Annotated in this window: 13 protein-coding genes; 6 read left to right on the forward strand and 7 right to left on the reverse strand. The window is 68.5% G+C overall.

Features of this window, described 5'->3' with window-relative positions; genetic code table 11:
• Window positions 1-10 precede the first annotated feature (10 nt).
• The 5 genes from nikE to H074_RS33620 form a co-directional block, all read right to left on the reverse strand.
• Complete coding sequence (nikE, locus tag H074_RS33600; protein WP_007034551.1) at window positions 11-1,681, reverse strand: nickel ABC transporter ATP-binding protein NikE; 1,671 nt, start codon at window positions 1,679-1,681, stop codon at window positions 11-13.
• On the reverse strand, window positions 1,678-2,583 hold the full coding sequence (locus tag H074_RS33605) for an ABC transporter permease (RefSeq protein ID WP_007034552.1): 906 nt from the start codon (window positions 2,581-2,583) through the stop codon (window positions 1,678-1,680). The genes nikE and H074_RS33605 overlap by 4 nt, the downstream gene beginning before the upstream one ends.
• A complete protein-coding gene (locus tag H074_RS33610; protein ID WP_007034553.1) occupies window positions 2,580-3,611 on the reverse strand; it encodes an ABC transporter permease in 1,032 nt (343 codons plus the stop codon). Before H074_RS33610 ends, H074_RS33605 begins: the two co-directional genes overlap by 4 nt.
• A gap of 8 nt (window positions 3,612-3,619) precedes the next feature.
• Window positions 3,620-5,404 (reverse strand): ABC transporter substrate-binding protein, encoded by a 1,785-nt coding sequence (locus H074_RS33615; protein ID WP_007034554.1) that lies wholly within the window; start codon window positions 5,402-5,404, stop codon window positions 3,620-3,622.
• A gap of 334 nt (window positions 5,405-5,738) precedes the next feature.
• The gene (locus H074_RS33620; protein ID WP_235096940.1) at window positions 5,739-7,529 is read right to left on the reverse strand and encodes a hypothetical protein; all 1,791 of its coding nucleotides are present in this window, start codon (window positions 7,527-7,529) and stop codon (window positions 5,739-5,741) included.
• A 111-nt stretch (window positions 7,530-7,640) separates the two neighbouring features.
• Between H074_RS33620 and H074_RS33625 the strand changes: the two genes are divergently transcribed.
• Genes H074_RS33625 through H074_RS41180 form a run of 3 tightly spaced genes read left to right on the forward strand, consistent with a single transcriptional unit; the run spans window position 7,641 to window position 9,360 of the window.
• Window positions 7,641-7,997 (forward strand): cupredoxin domain-containing protein, encoded by a 357-nt coding sequence (locus H074_RS33625; RefSeq protein WP_007034556.1) that lies wholly within the window; start codon window positions 7,641-7,643, stop codon window positions 7,995-7,997.
• Window positions 7,994-9,217: a hypothetical protein gene (locus H074_RS33630; protein WP_007034557.1), complete on the forward strand. Its 1,224-nt coding sequence runs from the start codon at window positions 7,994-7,996 to the stop codon at window positions 9,215-9,217. The genes H074_RS33625 and H074_RS33630 overlap by 4 nt, the downstream gene beginning before the upstream one ends.
• On the forward strand, window positions 9,214-9,360 hold the full coding sequence (locus H074_RS41180; protein WP_007034558.1) for a hypothetical protein: 147 nt from the start codon (window positions 9,214-9,216) through the stop codon (window positions 9,358-9,360). Before H074_RS33630 ends, H074_RS41180 begins: the two co-directional genes overlap by 4 nt.
• Window positions 9,361-9,563: 203 nt before the next feature.
• Here H074_RS41180 and H074_RS33635 read toward each other — a convergent pair whose 3' ends face one another.
• Window positions 9,564-10,010, reverse strand: coding sequence for a winged helix-turn-helix transcriptional regulator (locus H074_RS33635; protein WP_007034559.1), 447 nt, complete (start codon window positions 10,008-10,010; stop codon window positions 9,564-9,566).
• A gap of 89 nt (window positions 10,011-10,099) precedes the next feature.
• Between H074_RS33635 and H074_RS33640 the strand changes: the two genes are divergently transcribed.
• From H074_RS33640 to sigJ, 3 genes are all read left to right on the forward strand, one after another.
• Window positions 10,100-11,281 (forward strand): thiolase family protein, encoded by a 1,182-nt coding sequence (locus tag H074_RS33640; protein ID WP_007034560.1) that lies wholly within the window; start codon window positions 10,100-10,102, stop codon window positions 11,279-11,281.
• Window positions 11,278-12,312, forward strand: a complete 1,035-nt coding sequence (locus H074_RS33645) for a 4Fe-4S binding protein (protein ID WP_007034561.1) — start codon at window positions 11,278-11,280, stop codon at window positions 12,310-12,312. Before H074_RS33640 ends, H074_RS33645 begins: the two co-directional genes overlap by 4 nt.
• 233 nt (window positions 12,313-12,545) lie before the next feature.
• Window positions 12,546-13,433 carry an RNA polymerase sigma factor SigJ gene (gene sigJ / locus H074_RS33650; RefSeq protein ID WP_007034562.1) on the forward strand — a complete coding sequence of 296 codons (888 nt, stop codon included), beginning with the start codon at window positions 12,546-12,548 and terminating at the stop codon, window positions 13,431-13,433.
• A gap of 69 nt (window positions 13,434-13,502) precedes the next feature.
• On the opposite strand, the gene H074_RS33655 is transcribed toward sigJ, so the two are convergent.
• Window positions 13,503-14,582, reverse strand: coding sequence for a glycoside hydrolase family 5 protein (locus tag H074_RS33655; RefSeq protein ID WP_007034563.1), 1,080 nt, complete (start codon window positions 14,580-14,582; stop codon window positions 13,503-13,505).
• Between the last annotated feature and the right edge of the window lie 257 nt (window positions 14,583-14,839).

The raw sequence follows: 14,839 nt of genomic DNA on the forward strand, positions 1-14,839 counted from the left end.
AGATTGGAGGTTACACACCGCGCCTGTGCGAGTGCGCGGCAATGGGTGTTTCCCGCGCGGTACCACCGGGCAACGCGGCGAGCAGCGACTTCGTGTAGTCGTGCTTCGGGTCCAGCAGGACCTCCTCCACGGTGCCGACCTCCACGAGCTTCCCGCGATACATCACGGCGACCCGGTCGGCGATGTTCCAGGCCAGTCCGAGGTCGTGGGTGATCACGAGCCCGGCGAGACCCAGTTCACGCCGCAGGCGCAGCAACAGGGCGAGGATCTCCCCTCGCACCGACGCGTCGAGCGAAGCCACCGGTTCGTCGGCCACGAGCACGCCGGGATCCAGCGCGAGCGCGCCCGCGATGACGACCCGTTGCCGCTGTCCGCCGGAGAGTTCGTGCGGGAGCCGGTCGAGGAACTTCTCCGCGGGCCGAAGTTCGGCCGCTTCGAGGGCCTTGATGACGATCTCGCGCTCGTTCGCGCCCATTCCGTGGATGCGAGGGCCTTCCGCGACGGCCTCGTACACCGTGTGGTTCGGGTTCAGCGCGCTCGTCGGGTCCTGCAGCACCAGCTGGACCTGCCGCCGGTACGCCTTCAGCCCGGCGCCGCCGAGCGGAACCGGCTTGCCGTCGTACCGCACCGCGCCCGAGTCGGGTTTCTGCAGCCCGAGCAGCGTACGGGCCAGCGTCGTCTTGCCAGAGCCGGACTGGCCGACGAGCGCGACGATCTCGTCCTTCCGCACCTGCAGGCTCACCCCGGCGACGGCGTCGATGCGCTTGCCGGTGCGGTCGCGGAAGCTGACGCGCAGATCCTCCGCTTCGAGCAACGCGGGCTGGTCAGCACTGCGTTCCGGTTCGGGCGGCAACGGCGTGCTGGTCGCGGGCGCGAACCGGGACACCGGGTCGCCGACGGTCGGGAACGCGGCCGCCAGCGCCTTGCTGTGCTCGTGGTGCGGCGCGCTCATCAGTTCCGCGCTCGGCCGTTCCTCGACGATCTCGCCGTCGTACATCACCGCGATCCGGCGGCAGGTGGCGGCGAGCACCGACAGATCGTGGCTGATCATGACCAGTCCGATCCCCTGTTCGGCGACCAGCCTGCCCAGCAGGTCGAGCACCTGGGCCTGGACGACGACGTCGAGCGCGGTGGTCGGCTCGTCCGCGATGATCAGCCGCGGCGAGCAGGCCAGCGCCATCGCGATCATGACGCGCTGCTTTTGCCCGCCGGACAGTTCGTGCGGGTACGCCCCGGCGCGGCCGGGCGGCAGGTCGACCTGTTCGAGCAGCTCCGAAACCTTGGCCTGGATCTCGGTGTCCGACAGTGCCTTGCCGCCGGGCGGGTGCAGGCGGATCGGCTCGGCGATCTGTTCGCCGATCCGGCGGACCGGGTTGAGCGCGTGCATCGCGCCCTGGAACACGACGGAGGCCTCGGCCCAGCGCACCGCGCGCAGCCTGCCCCACTTCATGGCCGTGACGTCTTCGCCGTCCAGCAGGATCTCTCCGCTGACCTTGGCCGAACGCGGGAGCAGCCGCAGCACGCTCATCGCGACCGTCGACTTCCCCGACCCCGACTCCCCCGCCACCCCGAGGGTGTCGCCGGGTTCGAGCACGAGGTCGACTCCCCGGACGGCGGCGACCTCGCCGCTTCCGGTGGCGTAGGTGACGCCGAGGTTCTTCAGTTCCAGCAAGGGGCTCATGAGTGCTGTCCCTTCAGCCGCGGGTTCAGCACGGTTTCCAGCGCGCGTCCGACGAGAGTGAAAGCGAGGACGACCACGACGATCGCGATACCCGGCGGCAGCAGGTTCCACCAGGCGCCCTTGCTGATCGCGCCGTTGTTCAAGGCGGTCTGCAGCATGGCTCCCCACGAGACGGTGTTCGGGTTGCCGACGCCGAGGAACGCCAGTGTCGCGTCCGCGATGACCGCGTTGCCCACGACGAGTGTGGTGTTGGCCAGCACGAGCGGCATGACGCCGGGAAGGACGTGCTTGCCGACGATGTGCAGGTGACCGCCGCCGAGTGCTTTCGCGCGCTCGATGTACGGGCGGCCCTCGATCGTCAGCGTCTGTGCCCGGACCAGCCGCGCGGTGCTCGGCCAGGCGGTGACGCCGATGGCGACGATCACCGTCATGGCGCCCTGCTCCAGTACCGAGGCAAGTGCCACGGCGAGCACGAGCGACGGCAGTACCAGGAAGAAGTCCGTGAACCGCAGCAGCAGCCCGGACAGCCAGCCGCCGAAGTGCGCGGCCGCGATCCCGATGAGCGTGCCGATCAGCACCGAGAGGAACGCGGCCGAGAACCCGACGAGCAGGGAGATCCTCGCGCCCCAGAACGTCATCAGCAGCACCGAGCGGCCGTCGATGTCGGTGCCCAGCCAGAACTCCCCGCTGGGCGGGTTCAGCGAACCGCCATGGGCCTTGGTGACATCGAGCCCGGACTCGTCCGAGATCACCGGCGCGAGGATGGCCAGCACCGTGATTACTCCGAGGAAGGCGAGTCCGAAGACACCCGCCTTGTTCGTCGTGAACTCGTGCCAGCGCTTCGCCACGGCCTCGCGGCGGCGGCGCCAGACGATCGAACCGGGTTTTTCCGCTGTGGTCATGCCGTCCGCACCCTGGGGTCGAGCACGCGGTAGAGCAACTCCGCGAGCAGGTTCATCAGCACCACCGCGCCGGCGAGGGTGACGAAGACTCCTTGCAGGACAGGCAGGTCAGGCCCGCGGAGTGCTTCGTAGAGGAGTTGCCCGAGCCCCGGCCAGCTGAACACGGCCTCGACCGAGACCGCGCCCGAGACGACCATCCCGAACTGCATGAAGACCAGCGTCACCGTCGGGAGCAGGGCATTGGGCACGGCGTGCCGCTTACGGACGAGGTCGTCGCGCAGCCCCTTGGCCCGCGCGGTGGTGAGGTAGTCCGAATTCATCTCGCCGATCAGCGACGACCGCATGACCAGCATGTACTGCGCGTAGAACACCACCAGCAGGGTCACGCACGGCAGCACCAGATGGTGGAGCACGTCGAGCCCCTCGCTGAAGAAGCCCGGCTCGACGTCCGGGGAATGCATGCCCCGGCTGGGAAAGAGCCCGTCGGTCGCCACCAGCAGCATCAGCCCGAGCCAGAACTGCGGAACAGACCACAGGGTCAGCGCGACTCCCGTCTGGACCTTGTCGAACCCGCTCCCCCTGCGCCAGCCCGCACGGATGCCCAGCCACAGGCCGAGGGCGACCGCGAGCACGGTCGCACTGCCGACGAGCAGGATCGTCGGCCACAAGCGCTCGCCGATCATGTCGAACACCGGGCGCCGCTGCAGGTACGAGACCCCCATGTCGCCCTGGAGCAGGCCGACGACGTAGTCCCAGAACTGCTGCAGCAGGGGCTTGTCCACGCCCATCTGCGCCCGCAGCTCCGCCATCATCTTCGGGTCGGTCGGCCGGTCGCGGACCATGAACCGCACGGGGTCGCCGGGCAGCGTCCGGAACAGGAAGAACCCCAGCACGACGACGAGCGCGAGGCTCGCCAGCGCGCCGCCGATCTTGGAGAGGACGAACCGGGCGGTGCCGGTCCCGCCCCGGCGCTCGTCGGGATCGACGAGCGCCGAGGACTGGTCGAGGGAACTGAGTGCTTCGGTCAACGCGGTCCTTACTCCCGGTCGTCGGCCGACTTGCCGCGCCGCCCGAGCAGCACGCCGCCGCCGACGAGCACCACGAGCACGACCGCGCCGATGCCGATCCACAATCCGGTGTTGCTGCTTTCCTCGGAGTTCGCCGCGGCCGCGTCGGCCGGGGTGGCGCCGTAGACGCCCCAGTAGCCGGACTGCTCGAGGATCGCGCCGTCGGGCTGCGGCTGCTTGGTGAACGAGGCGAACTTGTCCGACCGGTAGGCCTCGAGCACGTTGTCGTAGTCGAGGACGACGTCGACGTACTCACCCGCCAGCACGGCCTGTGCCTGCTTGACGAGCTCGGCGCGCTTCGCCGGGTCGAACTCGGTCAGTTGCTTCTTGTACAGGTCTTCGTAGCGCGGGTCGCAGAAGAACGTCGCCGAGCTACCGCCGTTGCCCTCGGCGTTCGGGCGGCCGGCGCAGGTGTTCAGGCTGAGGGCGTAGTCCGGGTCCGGCGAGGTCCCGTAGCCGGAGATCGCGAGGTCGTAGTTGCCGGCGGTGGTGCGGTCGTCCAGTTCGTCGTCGGAGACGAGTTCCTGCTTGACGCCGATGCCGATGTCCTTGAGCCAGCCGCTGACGAACTGGGCGGTGCGCTGGTCGAACGGCCGGTTCGCGTGACCGGCGAGCCGGAACTCCAGCTTCGCGCCTCCGGGAGCGACGCGGATCCCGTCCGCACCCTTGGCGTAACCCGCCTGGTCGAGCGTGGCGTTCGCGGCCGCGATGTCGAACTTGGTCTTCTCCGCGTCGGACGGGGTCCAGGTGTAGGCCTTGTAGATGGCCGGTACGACACCGGTCCCGGGCTGGCCGTAGCCGTTCATCACCTTCTGGACGATGGTCTCGGTGTCGATGGCCTGCGCGATCGCCTTGCGGACGCGGAGGTCCTTCAGGATCGGGTTGCCGTCACCGATCGGCTGGTCGGCGACGTTCTTGACGCCGAAGTTGATGATGAGTTCGTTGTACCGGCGGCCGGGGGCCTTGTTGGTGGTGATGTTCTTCTCGCCCTTGAGCGCGTCGAACTGCGTCGGCGTGAGCCGGTTGATGACGTCGACCTCGCCCTGCTTCAGCGCGTTGACCGCGGCCTCGGCGTCCTTGAACTGCAGCAGCTGCAGTTCGTCGACCTTGGGCGCGCCGCGCCAGTAGTCCTTGTTCGCCTTGAACTTCACGAACTCGTTCTTCTTGTACTCGGTCAGCAGGTACGGGCCGCTGCCGACACCGACCACGGCCATGTCGTCGGTCGAGGGGGCGTTGAGGTCCTTGATCGGCTCCCAGATGTGCTTGGGCACGATCGGGACGTCGAGCGAGGTCATGCTCGACTGCGGGGCCTTGGTCTTGATGACGAGCGTCTTGTCGTCCGGCGCCGACACCGAGGCGAAGTTGGTGACGTAGCTGCCGTTCGCGGTGCGGGCGTTCTCGTCGTCGAGCATCCGCTGGAAGGTGTACGCGGGATCCTGCGCGGTGACCGGCTTGCCGTCGGACCACTTCATCCCCTGACGGATGGTGAAGGTCCAGGTGAGCTTGTCCTCCGACGTCGTCCACGATTCGGCGATGCCGCCCGTGGGCTGGGTGTCCTCGGCCGAAGGCAGGGTCAGGAACTCGTAGTTGAACCGGCCGACCTGCGTCGACGCCGAAAGCTGGGCGGTGAAGGGGTTCAGATGGTCGATGCCGGTCGTGAGCGCCACCCGGAGGACCTTGCCCTGCTGCTGCGCCGCCGCGACGGGCACGAAAGGCACCGTCGCGACCGCCGAAGCGGCGAGGACCGCGACCACGCGAAGACCGCGCCGTCGCCTGGGAAAACGCTCTGTGCGCACGAAGACCACCCCATCGAAACTCGCTGTAACCCAACCCCCAAGGCGGAAAAGTAACCACATGTCGCGGTAACCGCGCAATGACTCGCCAATACCGATCGTGCACAGCGGATGCCGTCGCGTGGCCGACAGCTACTTTACGTCTCGCCGACGTCGCATTGTGTCACCATTTCGGCGCGCGAACCGGCAACACATGCGGCGTCCTGGGTATTCAAGGGAAGCGGGCTTGCAAAAGGCTTGCGCGCGATGATGCCCAATCGATACGTGGGACGAAGTGCGAGCAAAGCGACCCGCGTCAGCCGACGGAGACCTCACGCCGTCGCGCGGTGGCCGCGGCCGCGTAGAGCCACGCGAACAGCGTCCACATACCGGCGAAGATCAGCCCGACGGTCACGTACGCGACCGTCCACAGCACGGCGGGCGTTTCCGACTTCCGCTCCCGTTGCAGGAACTCGATCTCCGACATGAACGGACGCGGACCGGACGTCGCGTCGATCGACGGGGCGTTCGCGGCCGGGTCGGCGGGCGCGTAGATCGGGGCGAGACCCATCACCCGGTTCGGGACGTGCACGCGGATCCCGGTCTTCCACTGGCCGAAGACCGGCAGCGGCTGGGCCGTGCGGTACACCCCGTCGCCGATCTTCTCCAGCGGCGCGGTGAAGAAGTCGCCACCCTGCCAGGCGAAACCGTTCAGCCACACGGCGTCGTCGGCCAGATCGGGCCGCGAGATCGTGACGGTCGCGTCGACCCAGCGGGGCGTGCCGCCGCCGTGCGGGTTCGAGATCGGCAGCCCGGTCGCGGCCTCGGTCAGCCGGACGTCGGCGGTGAATCCCGGTTCCGGGTCCTGCGGGACGGCGACCGCGGACATCAGGACGACCGCGCCCAGCGCGCCGACGAGCCCGACCACGTGCCGGGGGCCCGCCGCGGGGACCCGCGTCGCCGTCTCCTCCACCCGCTGGTACTGCCAGACACCGATGAACGCGCCCGCGAGGGCCGCGCCGGTCCCGAACAGGACGAACAGCGGAAGATGGGCGGCAGGCCAGGGGTTCGGCATCAGCCAGTGGGTGAACGCCGCTTCGGCGAGCATCCCGGCCGTCCCCACGAGGAGACCGGCGACAACGGCGAAGGCGTAGCCCTGCCGGTTGCGCATCGCGAGGGCGACGACCTCGATGATCACCGCTTCGGCGACGTACGGCAGCAGCGACGCCACGTGCAGGTCGGCGAACAGCGGGATGACGGCGAACGAAGCACGGGAGGCGAGGAAGACCGCGAGAACGATCAGCGCGCCGCCAGGACCCCAGGACAGCCGCCCGTAGCTCAGCGTCCAGGCGCCGATCAGGCCGACGAGCACAACCTGCGACAGCATCGGGAACTGCGGGACGCCGAGGTCGAACTCCATGAGGAAGGCCGAAGCGCCCATCATCCAGGCACCGGCGAGCACCGGGCCGAGCAGGCGCACGATCGGGCCGGTCGCGCCGACCTGGCGGGCCTCGCCGAGCAGCAGTTGCAGACCCAGCACGACGCAGACGCCACCGCCGATCATCAGGACGTGCGTCGGCCCCCATTCGGTGACGTCCTGGCCGAACAGCCGGTGCCAGACGTCGTCGAGCGGGAAGCCGGCGATGCCGACCAGGCCGGTCGCCATCATCTGGATGGAGCCCATCGGCGCCCGCCAGTGCGGGCCGATCTTGAACGTGCGCTTGGGCAGATCCTTCGTCGCCAAGGTGGCGCTGAGCACGCCGCTGGCGAAGATGCCCATCAGCCCGAAGTAAATCGGGTAGTGGGACGGGTTCGCGAGCGGGCCTTCGTCGCGGCCGAGTTCCATGTGGATCGGCACGTCCCAGTAGACGCCGATCAGCGCTGACATCCCGGACAGGAAGGCGACGAACATCGGCAGCGCCGCCCAGCGCGGCAGCCCGCTGAACTCGCCCATCCAGTCCGCGACGCGGCCGAAGACGGTCCGCTTCCCCGCGCGCTCGCGGAGCACGAAGAGGGCCAAGGGCAAGAAGACCGCGGTGAACATCAGGCCCGCGATGACGATCTGCCCGAATTGCGCGCCGCCGGCAGGCGGGCTCTCCTGAGCCATGAACACCGTGCTCGCCTTCCTGCTAACCTAAGTAACTGTTACCTTGGGGTAACACGATAGAGGCAAGGTCCCGGCCGGGCAAGCCGGGGCGTACGACTTGGAGGGACCTCGATGCGGAGGATCGGCGGGATCACCATGGCCGCACTGCTGGCCGTGACCGGCTGTTCGGGATCGACCGGCTCCGAGCAGGCGCCGGGCACCGGCACCCGGACCGTCAAGTTCTCGATCACCGAGGGCAAGCGCACGGCGGGACCGGAGGAGGTCGCGGTGCGCACCGGCGAGAACGTCGCGCTCGAAGTCACCTCGGACCAGCCGGACGAGCTGCACGTCCACGGCTACGACAAGGCCGTCCAGCTCGCCCCCGGGGTTCCGGGGACGGTCGCTTTCACCGCGAACATCGACGGGATCTTCGAGGTGGAACTGCACAAGAGCGGCGCGGCGGTGACCAAGCTCCGGGTGAGCGGATGATCCTGGCGCACGGCCTCGGCGGCCGGTCCGATCTGCCGGTCCCGCTGTGGCTCGCGCTCTACGCGGGAGCGGCGGCCGTCGTGGTCTCCTTCTTCGCGCTCACCGCGCTCTGGAAGGAGCCCAAGCTCCGCGGCGCCGACGCCGGACGCCCCCTTCCCCTCGCCCTGCAACGGTTCGCCGACAGCGTGTTCTCGCGGGTCGCGTCGCGCACGATCGGCGTGATGCTGTTCGCGGGCTTCCTGGCCATGGCGTGGGCGGGCCCTGACAGCCCGGCCGACAACCCGGCTCCAGCCTGGTTCTACGTCTGGTTCTGGGTCGGATTGGTTCCGCTCTCGCTCCTGCTCGGCCCGGTCTGGCGGCGATTGAATCCACTGAGGACGGTCGCGGCACTGATCCCCTCCCGGCATCGCGAACTCCCGGACCGGCTCGGTTACCTGCCCGCGATCGTCGGCCTCCTGGCGTTTCTTTGGCTGGAACTGGTGTTTCCACACTCGGACTCGCCACGTGTGATTGCCCTTTTCGGTGCCGTATATGCCGTTATACACATCGCTCTCGGCGTGGTGTTCGGTCCGCGCTGGTTCGATCGCGGCGACGCTTTCGAGGTCTACGCGCGCCTGATCGCGGCCCTGTCCCCTTTCGGCAGGCGCGGCGACGGGCGTCTGGTGGTCCGGAATCCGCTGGACGGCCTGCTCACCATCTCCCCCGCGCCTTGGCTGACCGCGCTGGTGCTGGTGGTGCTCGGGTCGACGGCGTTCGACGGCCTCACCCGGCTCCCGTTCTGGACGTCGCTGGACGCCGGCGTCCTCGGCGGTACAGCCGGGCTCGCGGCCTGCATCGCGCTCACCTACGCCGCCTACGCGGGCGCCATCAGCCTGACCAGGCCGTATTTGCGCCGGGGGTTCGACCCGTATCCCGCGTTCGCGCCGTCGTTGATCCCGATCATGGTCGGCTACACGGTCGCGCATTACTTCTCGTTCGCCGTGTTCTCCGGACAGCAGGGCTTCGGCCGCGCGATCGACTACACGGTCGTCTCGACCGGCGTGATCGCACTGGTGCAGATCGCCGGAATCGTCGCCGGGCACGTGTTGGCCGTAACCTCGGCGCATGATCGTTCCGTCGGCGTGTTGCGCGCGAAGTACGTCAAGGTGGGCCAGTACCCGATGCTGGCGCTGATGATCGGCTACACCGCGCTCGGGATCGCGCTGGTCTCCGGCTCATGACCATCGCGGCGCGGGTGATGATGATGCACCAGGGCGGCTGGGACGAGATCCTCATCTTCGTCGGCCCCGTGGTGATCATCGGGCTGCTCATCTACGTCGCGCGCAAGCAGGCCCCGACGACGCCCGAAGAGGACGACGACTAGCGCGTCATTCGACTGGGACGTAGTCACCGCCGGTTCGGGCCGCGGCGAGATCGGGATACGTGGACGCGCCGCCTATGAAGCGTCCCTGGACGACGCGGACATAAGAACCGGCCGAAGGAAAGACGAGCACGAACCTCGATCCCTCGCTTCCGCGCAGAATTCACCTCGTGAGTGGTTAGGACGGTTAGAACCGTCCTAACCACTCACGAGGCATTGGTGCGGCGAGTGCTCCGCACCAACGTCATGTCCTTCTCCCGCACCGTTTCGTGGCAGTGCGCGCACACGGTCTCCGGCGCGAGGACCTCGCCGCACGAATGGCGCCACACCGTCGGCGGCGGTCCCTCCGTGACGTACGCGTCGCCCCACGCCATGAGGTTCAGCAGCACGTGGTTGAGGGCGTGCCCCGCCTCGGTGAGCACGTACTCGTAGCGTGGCGGATGCTCCTCGTAGAGCCGTTTTTCGAGGATTCCCGTCTCGACGAGTTTCCGTAGCCGCGCGGTCAGGATGTCCCGGCTCGCCCCGGTGTTGCGGACGATCTGGTCGAACCGCCGCGCACCGAAGAACACTTCGCGCAGCGCGAGCAGACTCCAGCGCTCCCCGATCACCTCCATCGCGTTGGCGATCGAGCAGTCCCTCGGCCCTTCGGTCATGCGACCAGCGTAAACCCAGTGAGTCTTGATTTCCAACCCACTCGGTGCCACGGTGAGTTGGAGTTCCCAACTCACTACTGGAGGCAACCGTGCACGACGCGGTCATCGTCGACGCCGTCCGTACCCCGATCGGCAAGGGCAAACCCGGTGGCGCCCTGCACGAGGTCCATCCGGTCCAGCTGCTCGCCCACACGTTGCGGGCTCTCGTCGAGCGCAACGGTCTCGACCCCGAGCTGATCGACGACGTCATCGGCGGCGCGGTCGACCAGGTCGGCGAACAGGCCCAGAACGTCACGCGCTGGGCGGCGCTCGCGGCCGGGCTGCCGGAAAGCGTGCCCGCGACCACCGTCGACAGGCAGTGCGGGAGCAGCCAGCAGGCCGTGCACTTCGCCGCGCAGGGCGTGATGGCAGGGGCGTACGACGTCGTCATCGCCTGCGGTGTCGAGTCCATGAGCCGCGTCCCGATGTGGTCGAACGTGCTGCCCGGAACCGATCCCCTCGGCCCCGGCGTCGCCGCCCGCTACCCGGAAGGCCTCGTCCCGCAAGGGATCAGCGCCGAACTCATCGCCGCGAAGTGGTCGCTCGGCCGCGAAGCGATGGACGAGTTCGCGGTGTCCTCGCACCGGAAGGCGGCGCGGGCACACGAGCTCGGGCGGTTCGCGAGCCAGATCGTGCCGATCGAGACACCGTCGGGCCGCGTGTCCACCGACGAGTCCGTCCGGCCCGGCACCGACCTCGAAACGCTCGCCAAGTTGCGCCCGGCGTTCCAGGACCCTGATGTGACCGCGCGATTCCCGCAGATCGACTGGTCGGTGACCGCGGGCAACAGCAGCCCGATCAACGACGGCGCTTCCGCCGTGCTCATCACTTCCAGCGAGACCGCCGCCAAGCTGGGTCTCCGCCCGCGCGCCCGCCTGCACAGTTTCGCCGTCACCGGATCCGACCCGCTGCTCATGCTCACCGGCGTCATCCCGGCGACCGAAAAGGTACTGCGGCGCGCGGGCCTGCGCTTGGCGGACATCGACCTCTTCGAGATCAACGAGGCGTTCGCCAGCGTCGTACTGGCATGGCAGCAGGAAACCGGGGCCGACCCGGCCAAGGTCAACGTCCACGGCGGCGCGATCGCGCTGGGCCATCCGCTCGGCGCGAGCGGAACCCGCCTGATGGGCACGCTGGTCAACGCGTTGCACCATCACGGCGCACGGTACGGCCTGCAGGCGATGTGCGAAGGCGGCGGCCAGGCCAACGCGACCATCCTGGAGGCGTTGTGACCGACCGGCTCCCGAGGAAACTGGCGGATCATCCGTCGGTACAGGCGGTGCTCGCCAAACCACGCGACAAGCCGTCGCCGGTGATCGACGCCGCCTGGCTCAAGGAGATCTGCCTCGCCGCCGGCGCCGACGACGCGGCCACCGTCTCGCTCGACCACCCGGATCTGGCGGGCGAGCGTGAGCACGTCCAGCGAGCGCTGCCCGGGACCAAGACCCTCGTCTCGCTCGTGGTGCGGATGAACCGCGACGACGTCCGCTCCCCCGCCCGCAGCGTCGCCAACCAGGAGTTCCACCGCGGCGGCGAGATCATCAACGAGGCGGGGCACACGATCGTCCGGACGCTGCAGGACGCCGGATACCGCGCGATCAACCCGTCGGCGACGTTCCCGATGGAGATGGAGCACTATCCCGGCCGGATCTGGGTGGTCGCGCACAAGACGGTCGCCGTCGCGGCCGGTCTCGGCGCCATGGGACTGCACCGCAACGTCATCCACCCGAAGTTCGGCAACTTCGTGCTCCTGGCGACGTTGCTGGTCGACGCCGAGGTGTCCGCCTACGGCGAAGCCCTCGACTACAACCCTTGCCTGGACTGCAAACTGTGCGTCGCGGCCTGCCCGGTCGGGGCGATCTCGAAGACCGGCGAATTCGACTTCCTCGCCTGTTCGACGCACAACTACCGCGAATTCATGAGCGGCTTCACCGACTGGGCGCAGACCGTGGCCGACAGCGAGGACGCCGCCGACTTCCGGTCCAGGGTGACCGACTCGGAGAACGTGTCGATGTGGCAGAGCCTCGCGTTCAAGCCGAACTACAAGGCCGCGTACTGCATGGCGGTCTGCCCGGCCGGTGAAGACGTGCTCGGGCCCTACCTCGAAGACCGTCGCGGCTTCCTCGGCACCGTGGTGAAACCGTTGCAAGACAAGGTGGAGACGCTGTACGTACGGGAAGGCTCGACGGCGAAGGCCTACGCCGAACGCCGCTTCCCCCACAAACCGGTCAAGGAGGTCGACGGCGGCTACCCGCCGCGGTAGGGCCGTCCCTGCCCAGCACTCGGGGCCTGTCCCCTGTCCGGCGGCACCCGGCATGGCGGTCGGCTCGCCATCGTCGCCGTCGCGGTGGCGCTGACGCTCGGTTCGCATGTGGGCGCGGCGGCGAAGGCCATGCGCACTTCGGCGATCCAGGCGGGCACCCGCGGCTGAAGGCCTGTCACATCCTCGCTCCCTCACGCGTCAGGGTCACGACTGACCGATGAAGGATGGGGACCGTGGACGAACACGACTGGCTGGCGCGGCGCTTCGAAGGGCACCGGACGCACCTGAGGGCGGTGGCGTACCGGATGCTCGGTTCGCTGAGCGAGGCGGACGACGCCGTGCAAGAGGCCTGGCTGCGGCTGAGCCGGTCGGACTCCGGCGACGTGGACAACCTCGGCGGCTGGCTGACCACCGTCGTCGGCCGGATCTGTCTCGACATGCTGCGCTCACGCAAGTCGCGGCGGGAGGATCCGGTCGGCGCGCAGCTCCCCGACCCGATCATCGGCAGTGCGGGCGGGATCGATCCGGAGCACCAGGCCCTACTGGCGGATTCGGTCGGCTTGGCACTCCTGGTCGTGCTCGACACGCTGGACCCCGCCGAGAGATTGGCGTTCGTCCTGCACGACATGTTCGCCCTGCCGTTCGACGAGATCGCGCCCATCGTCGGCCGGTCTTCCGCGGCGACCCGGCAGCTCGCCAGCCGCGCGCGCCGCCGCCTGCAGGGCTCGCCGACGGTCCCGGACGCGGACCTGAGCCGTCAGCGGGAAGTCGTCGACGCGTTCTTCGCCGCGGCGCGAGGTGGCGACTTCGACGCGCTGGTCTCGGTGCTCGACCCGGACGTCATCCTTCGCGCCGAAGGCGGTGCGGCTCCGGCGGGGACCTCGCGTTTCGTGCGTGGGGCGGCCACGGTCGCGAGCCAGGCGCTCATGTTCCGCGCGGCGGGCCACGGCGGGGTGCCGCGCCCAGCGCTGGTCAACGGCGCGGCCGGGATGGTCGTCACCAAGGACGGCGTCCCGACGACGGTCTTCGCGTTCACCGTCGTGGGCGGGAAGATCGCGGCGATCGACATCCTGGCGGATCCGGATCGCCTCGCCGCGCTCGACTTCGAACCGCTCGGCTGAAGTGCCATGAGGGGCCCCTGAGACGAAATCCGTCCTGAGGGACCCCTCATGACCTGCGCGCTGCCGGGATCAGGAGGTCGGGAAGTCGTCCGCGGTGCGGATGCGGTCCCGGATCCAGACACCGGCGGGCTTCAGCGGAGCCGTGCCGGTGAACGAGCTGCCCGAGCAGGTGCCCGGCTTGAACACCGCGCCCGAGCGGCTGTCGTCGGAGAAGTTCCAGTTGGTCCAGCTGATCTTCTTCGACGCCAGGAAGTCGAGGTATTTCTGGGAGTTGGTGAAGTCGTTCCCGCCGTCACCGCTGGCGGTCTGGGTGCCGAACTCGGTCACGAACAGCGGGATCTTGCTCGCGGCCCGGCTCAGCGCGTTGAAGTACTCGGTTTTGTGCGACGCCGCGTAGAAGTGGAACGTGTACATGAAGTTGGTGGCGCGCACCGGGTTGTTGATGATGTCGGTCTCGTCGCGGCCGTCGGAGATGCCGAGTGAGCCCCAGCCGTGGGTGCCGACCAGTACGACGCCGTCGGAGTCCTGGGCGCGGATGACCGGGATCATCTGCTCCGCGTAGCTGCGGACGCGGTCCCAGCTGACGTTGTTGGGCTCGTTGGCGATGTCGTAGATGATGTTGGTCTTGTCCTTGTGCCGCTGGGCGATCTCGGTGAAGAACGTCTTGGCGCGGCTGAGGTTCGCGTTCGGGTCACCGGGGGTGAGCTGGTGCCAGTCGACCAGGGCGTACATCCCGCGTTTGGTGGCTTCTTCGATGTACCCGTGCACCATGTCGGTGAACTTGCGCGGGTCGGTCTCGTAGCCGCCCTCCTGGATGTACATCGAGATCCGGAGGACGTCGGCCTTCCAGTCGTTGGCCAGCGCGTCGAGCGAAGCGGTCTTCACGCACTGGCTGTACCACTGGATCCCGTGGGTGCTCATGCCACGGAGCTGGATCGGCTTGCCGGCGGAGTTGCAGAGCTGGAGGCCGCAGACCTTCAGCTGTCCGTTGATCGCCGCCGGACTTCCCGGCGGCAGCGCGGCGGCTGCCTGCGTTGCGGGTTCTGCCGCGGTCTCGGTCGCCATCGAAGTGCTCGCGGCCGCGACCGGGGCCAGCAGTCCGGCGGCCAGCGCGGCCGTCACCCGGAGACGGATCTTGTCCCAACGCATTCGGCTTCTCCTCTCGCGTCGACGGCACCGACGTTGGCGCGCCGACGGTCAGGGCGGCGGAGTTAAATAGGAAACTTTCCTTACTATTGGAAAGTAAAGGAGAGATTACCCACGGGATCGACGGACGGTCAAGAGTCCACAGTTCGCAGCCTCGTGAGTGGTGAGGACGGTTCTAACCGTCCTCACCACTGGTTCGAAAATCGGTCGGTGAGTGGGCAGGCGAAGGCACCCGGCGGAGCCGGGTTCGTGGTGTGGTG

This window comes from Amycolatopsis decaplanina DSM 44594 (assembly GCF_000342005.1).
GTDB lineage: Bacteria > Actinomycetota > Actinomycetes > Mycobacteriales > Pseudonocardiaceae > Amycolatopsis > Amycolatopsis decaplanina.

What these genes read in the sequence shown, in the direction of transcription:
- H074_RS41180 (WP_007034558.1), top strand. Translation starts at nt 9,214, where the DNA reads ATGACCATCGCGGCGCGGGTGATGATGATGCACCAGGGCGGCTGGGAC.
- H074_RS33625 (WP_007034556.1), top strand. Translation starts at nt 7,641, where the DNA reads ATGCGGAGGATCGGCGGGATCACCATGGCCGCACTGCTGGCCGTGACC.
- nikE (WP_007034551.1), bottom strand. Translation starts at nt 1,681, where the DNA reads ATGAGCCCCTTGCTGGAACTGAAGAACCTCGGCGTCACCTACGCCACC.
- H074_RS33655 (WP_007034563.1), bottom strand. Translation starts at nt 14,582, where the DNA reads ATGCGTTGGGACAAGATCCGTCTCCGGGTGACGGCCGCGCTGGCCGCC.
- H074_RS33620 (WP_235096940.1), bottom strand. Translation starts at nt 7,529, where the DNA reads ATGGCTCAGGAGAGCCCGCCTGCCGGCGGCGCGCAATTCGGGCAGATC.
- H074_RS33605 (WP_007034552.1), bottom strand. Translation starts at nt 2,583, where the DNA reads ATGACCACAGCGGAAAAACCCGGTTCGATCGTCTGGCGCCGCCGCCGC.
- H074_RS33635 (WP_007034559.1), bottom strand. Translation starts at nt 10,010, where the DNA reads ATGACCGAAGGGCCGAGGGACTGCTCGATCGCCAACGCGATGGAGGTG.
- H074_RS33630 (WP_007034557.1), top strand. Translation starts at nt 7,994, where the DNA reads ATGATCCTGGCGCACGGCCTCGGCGGCCGGTCCGATCTGCCGGTCCCG.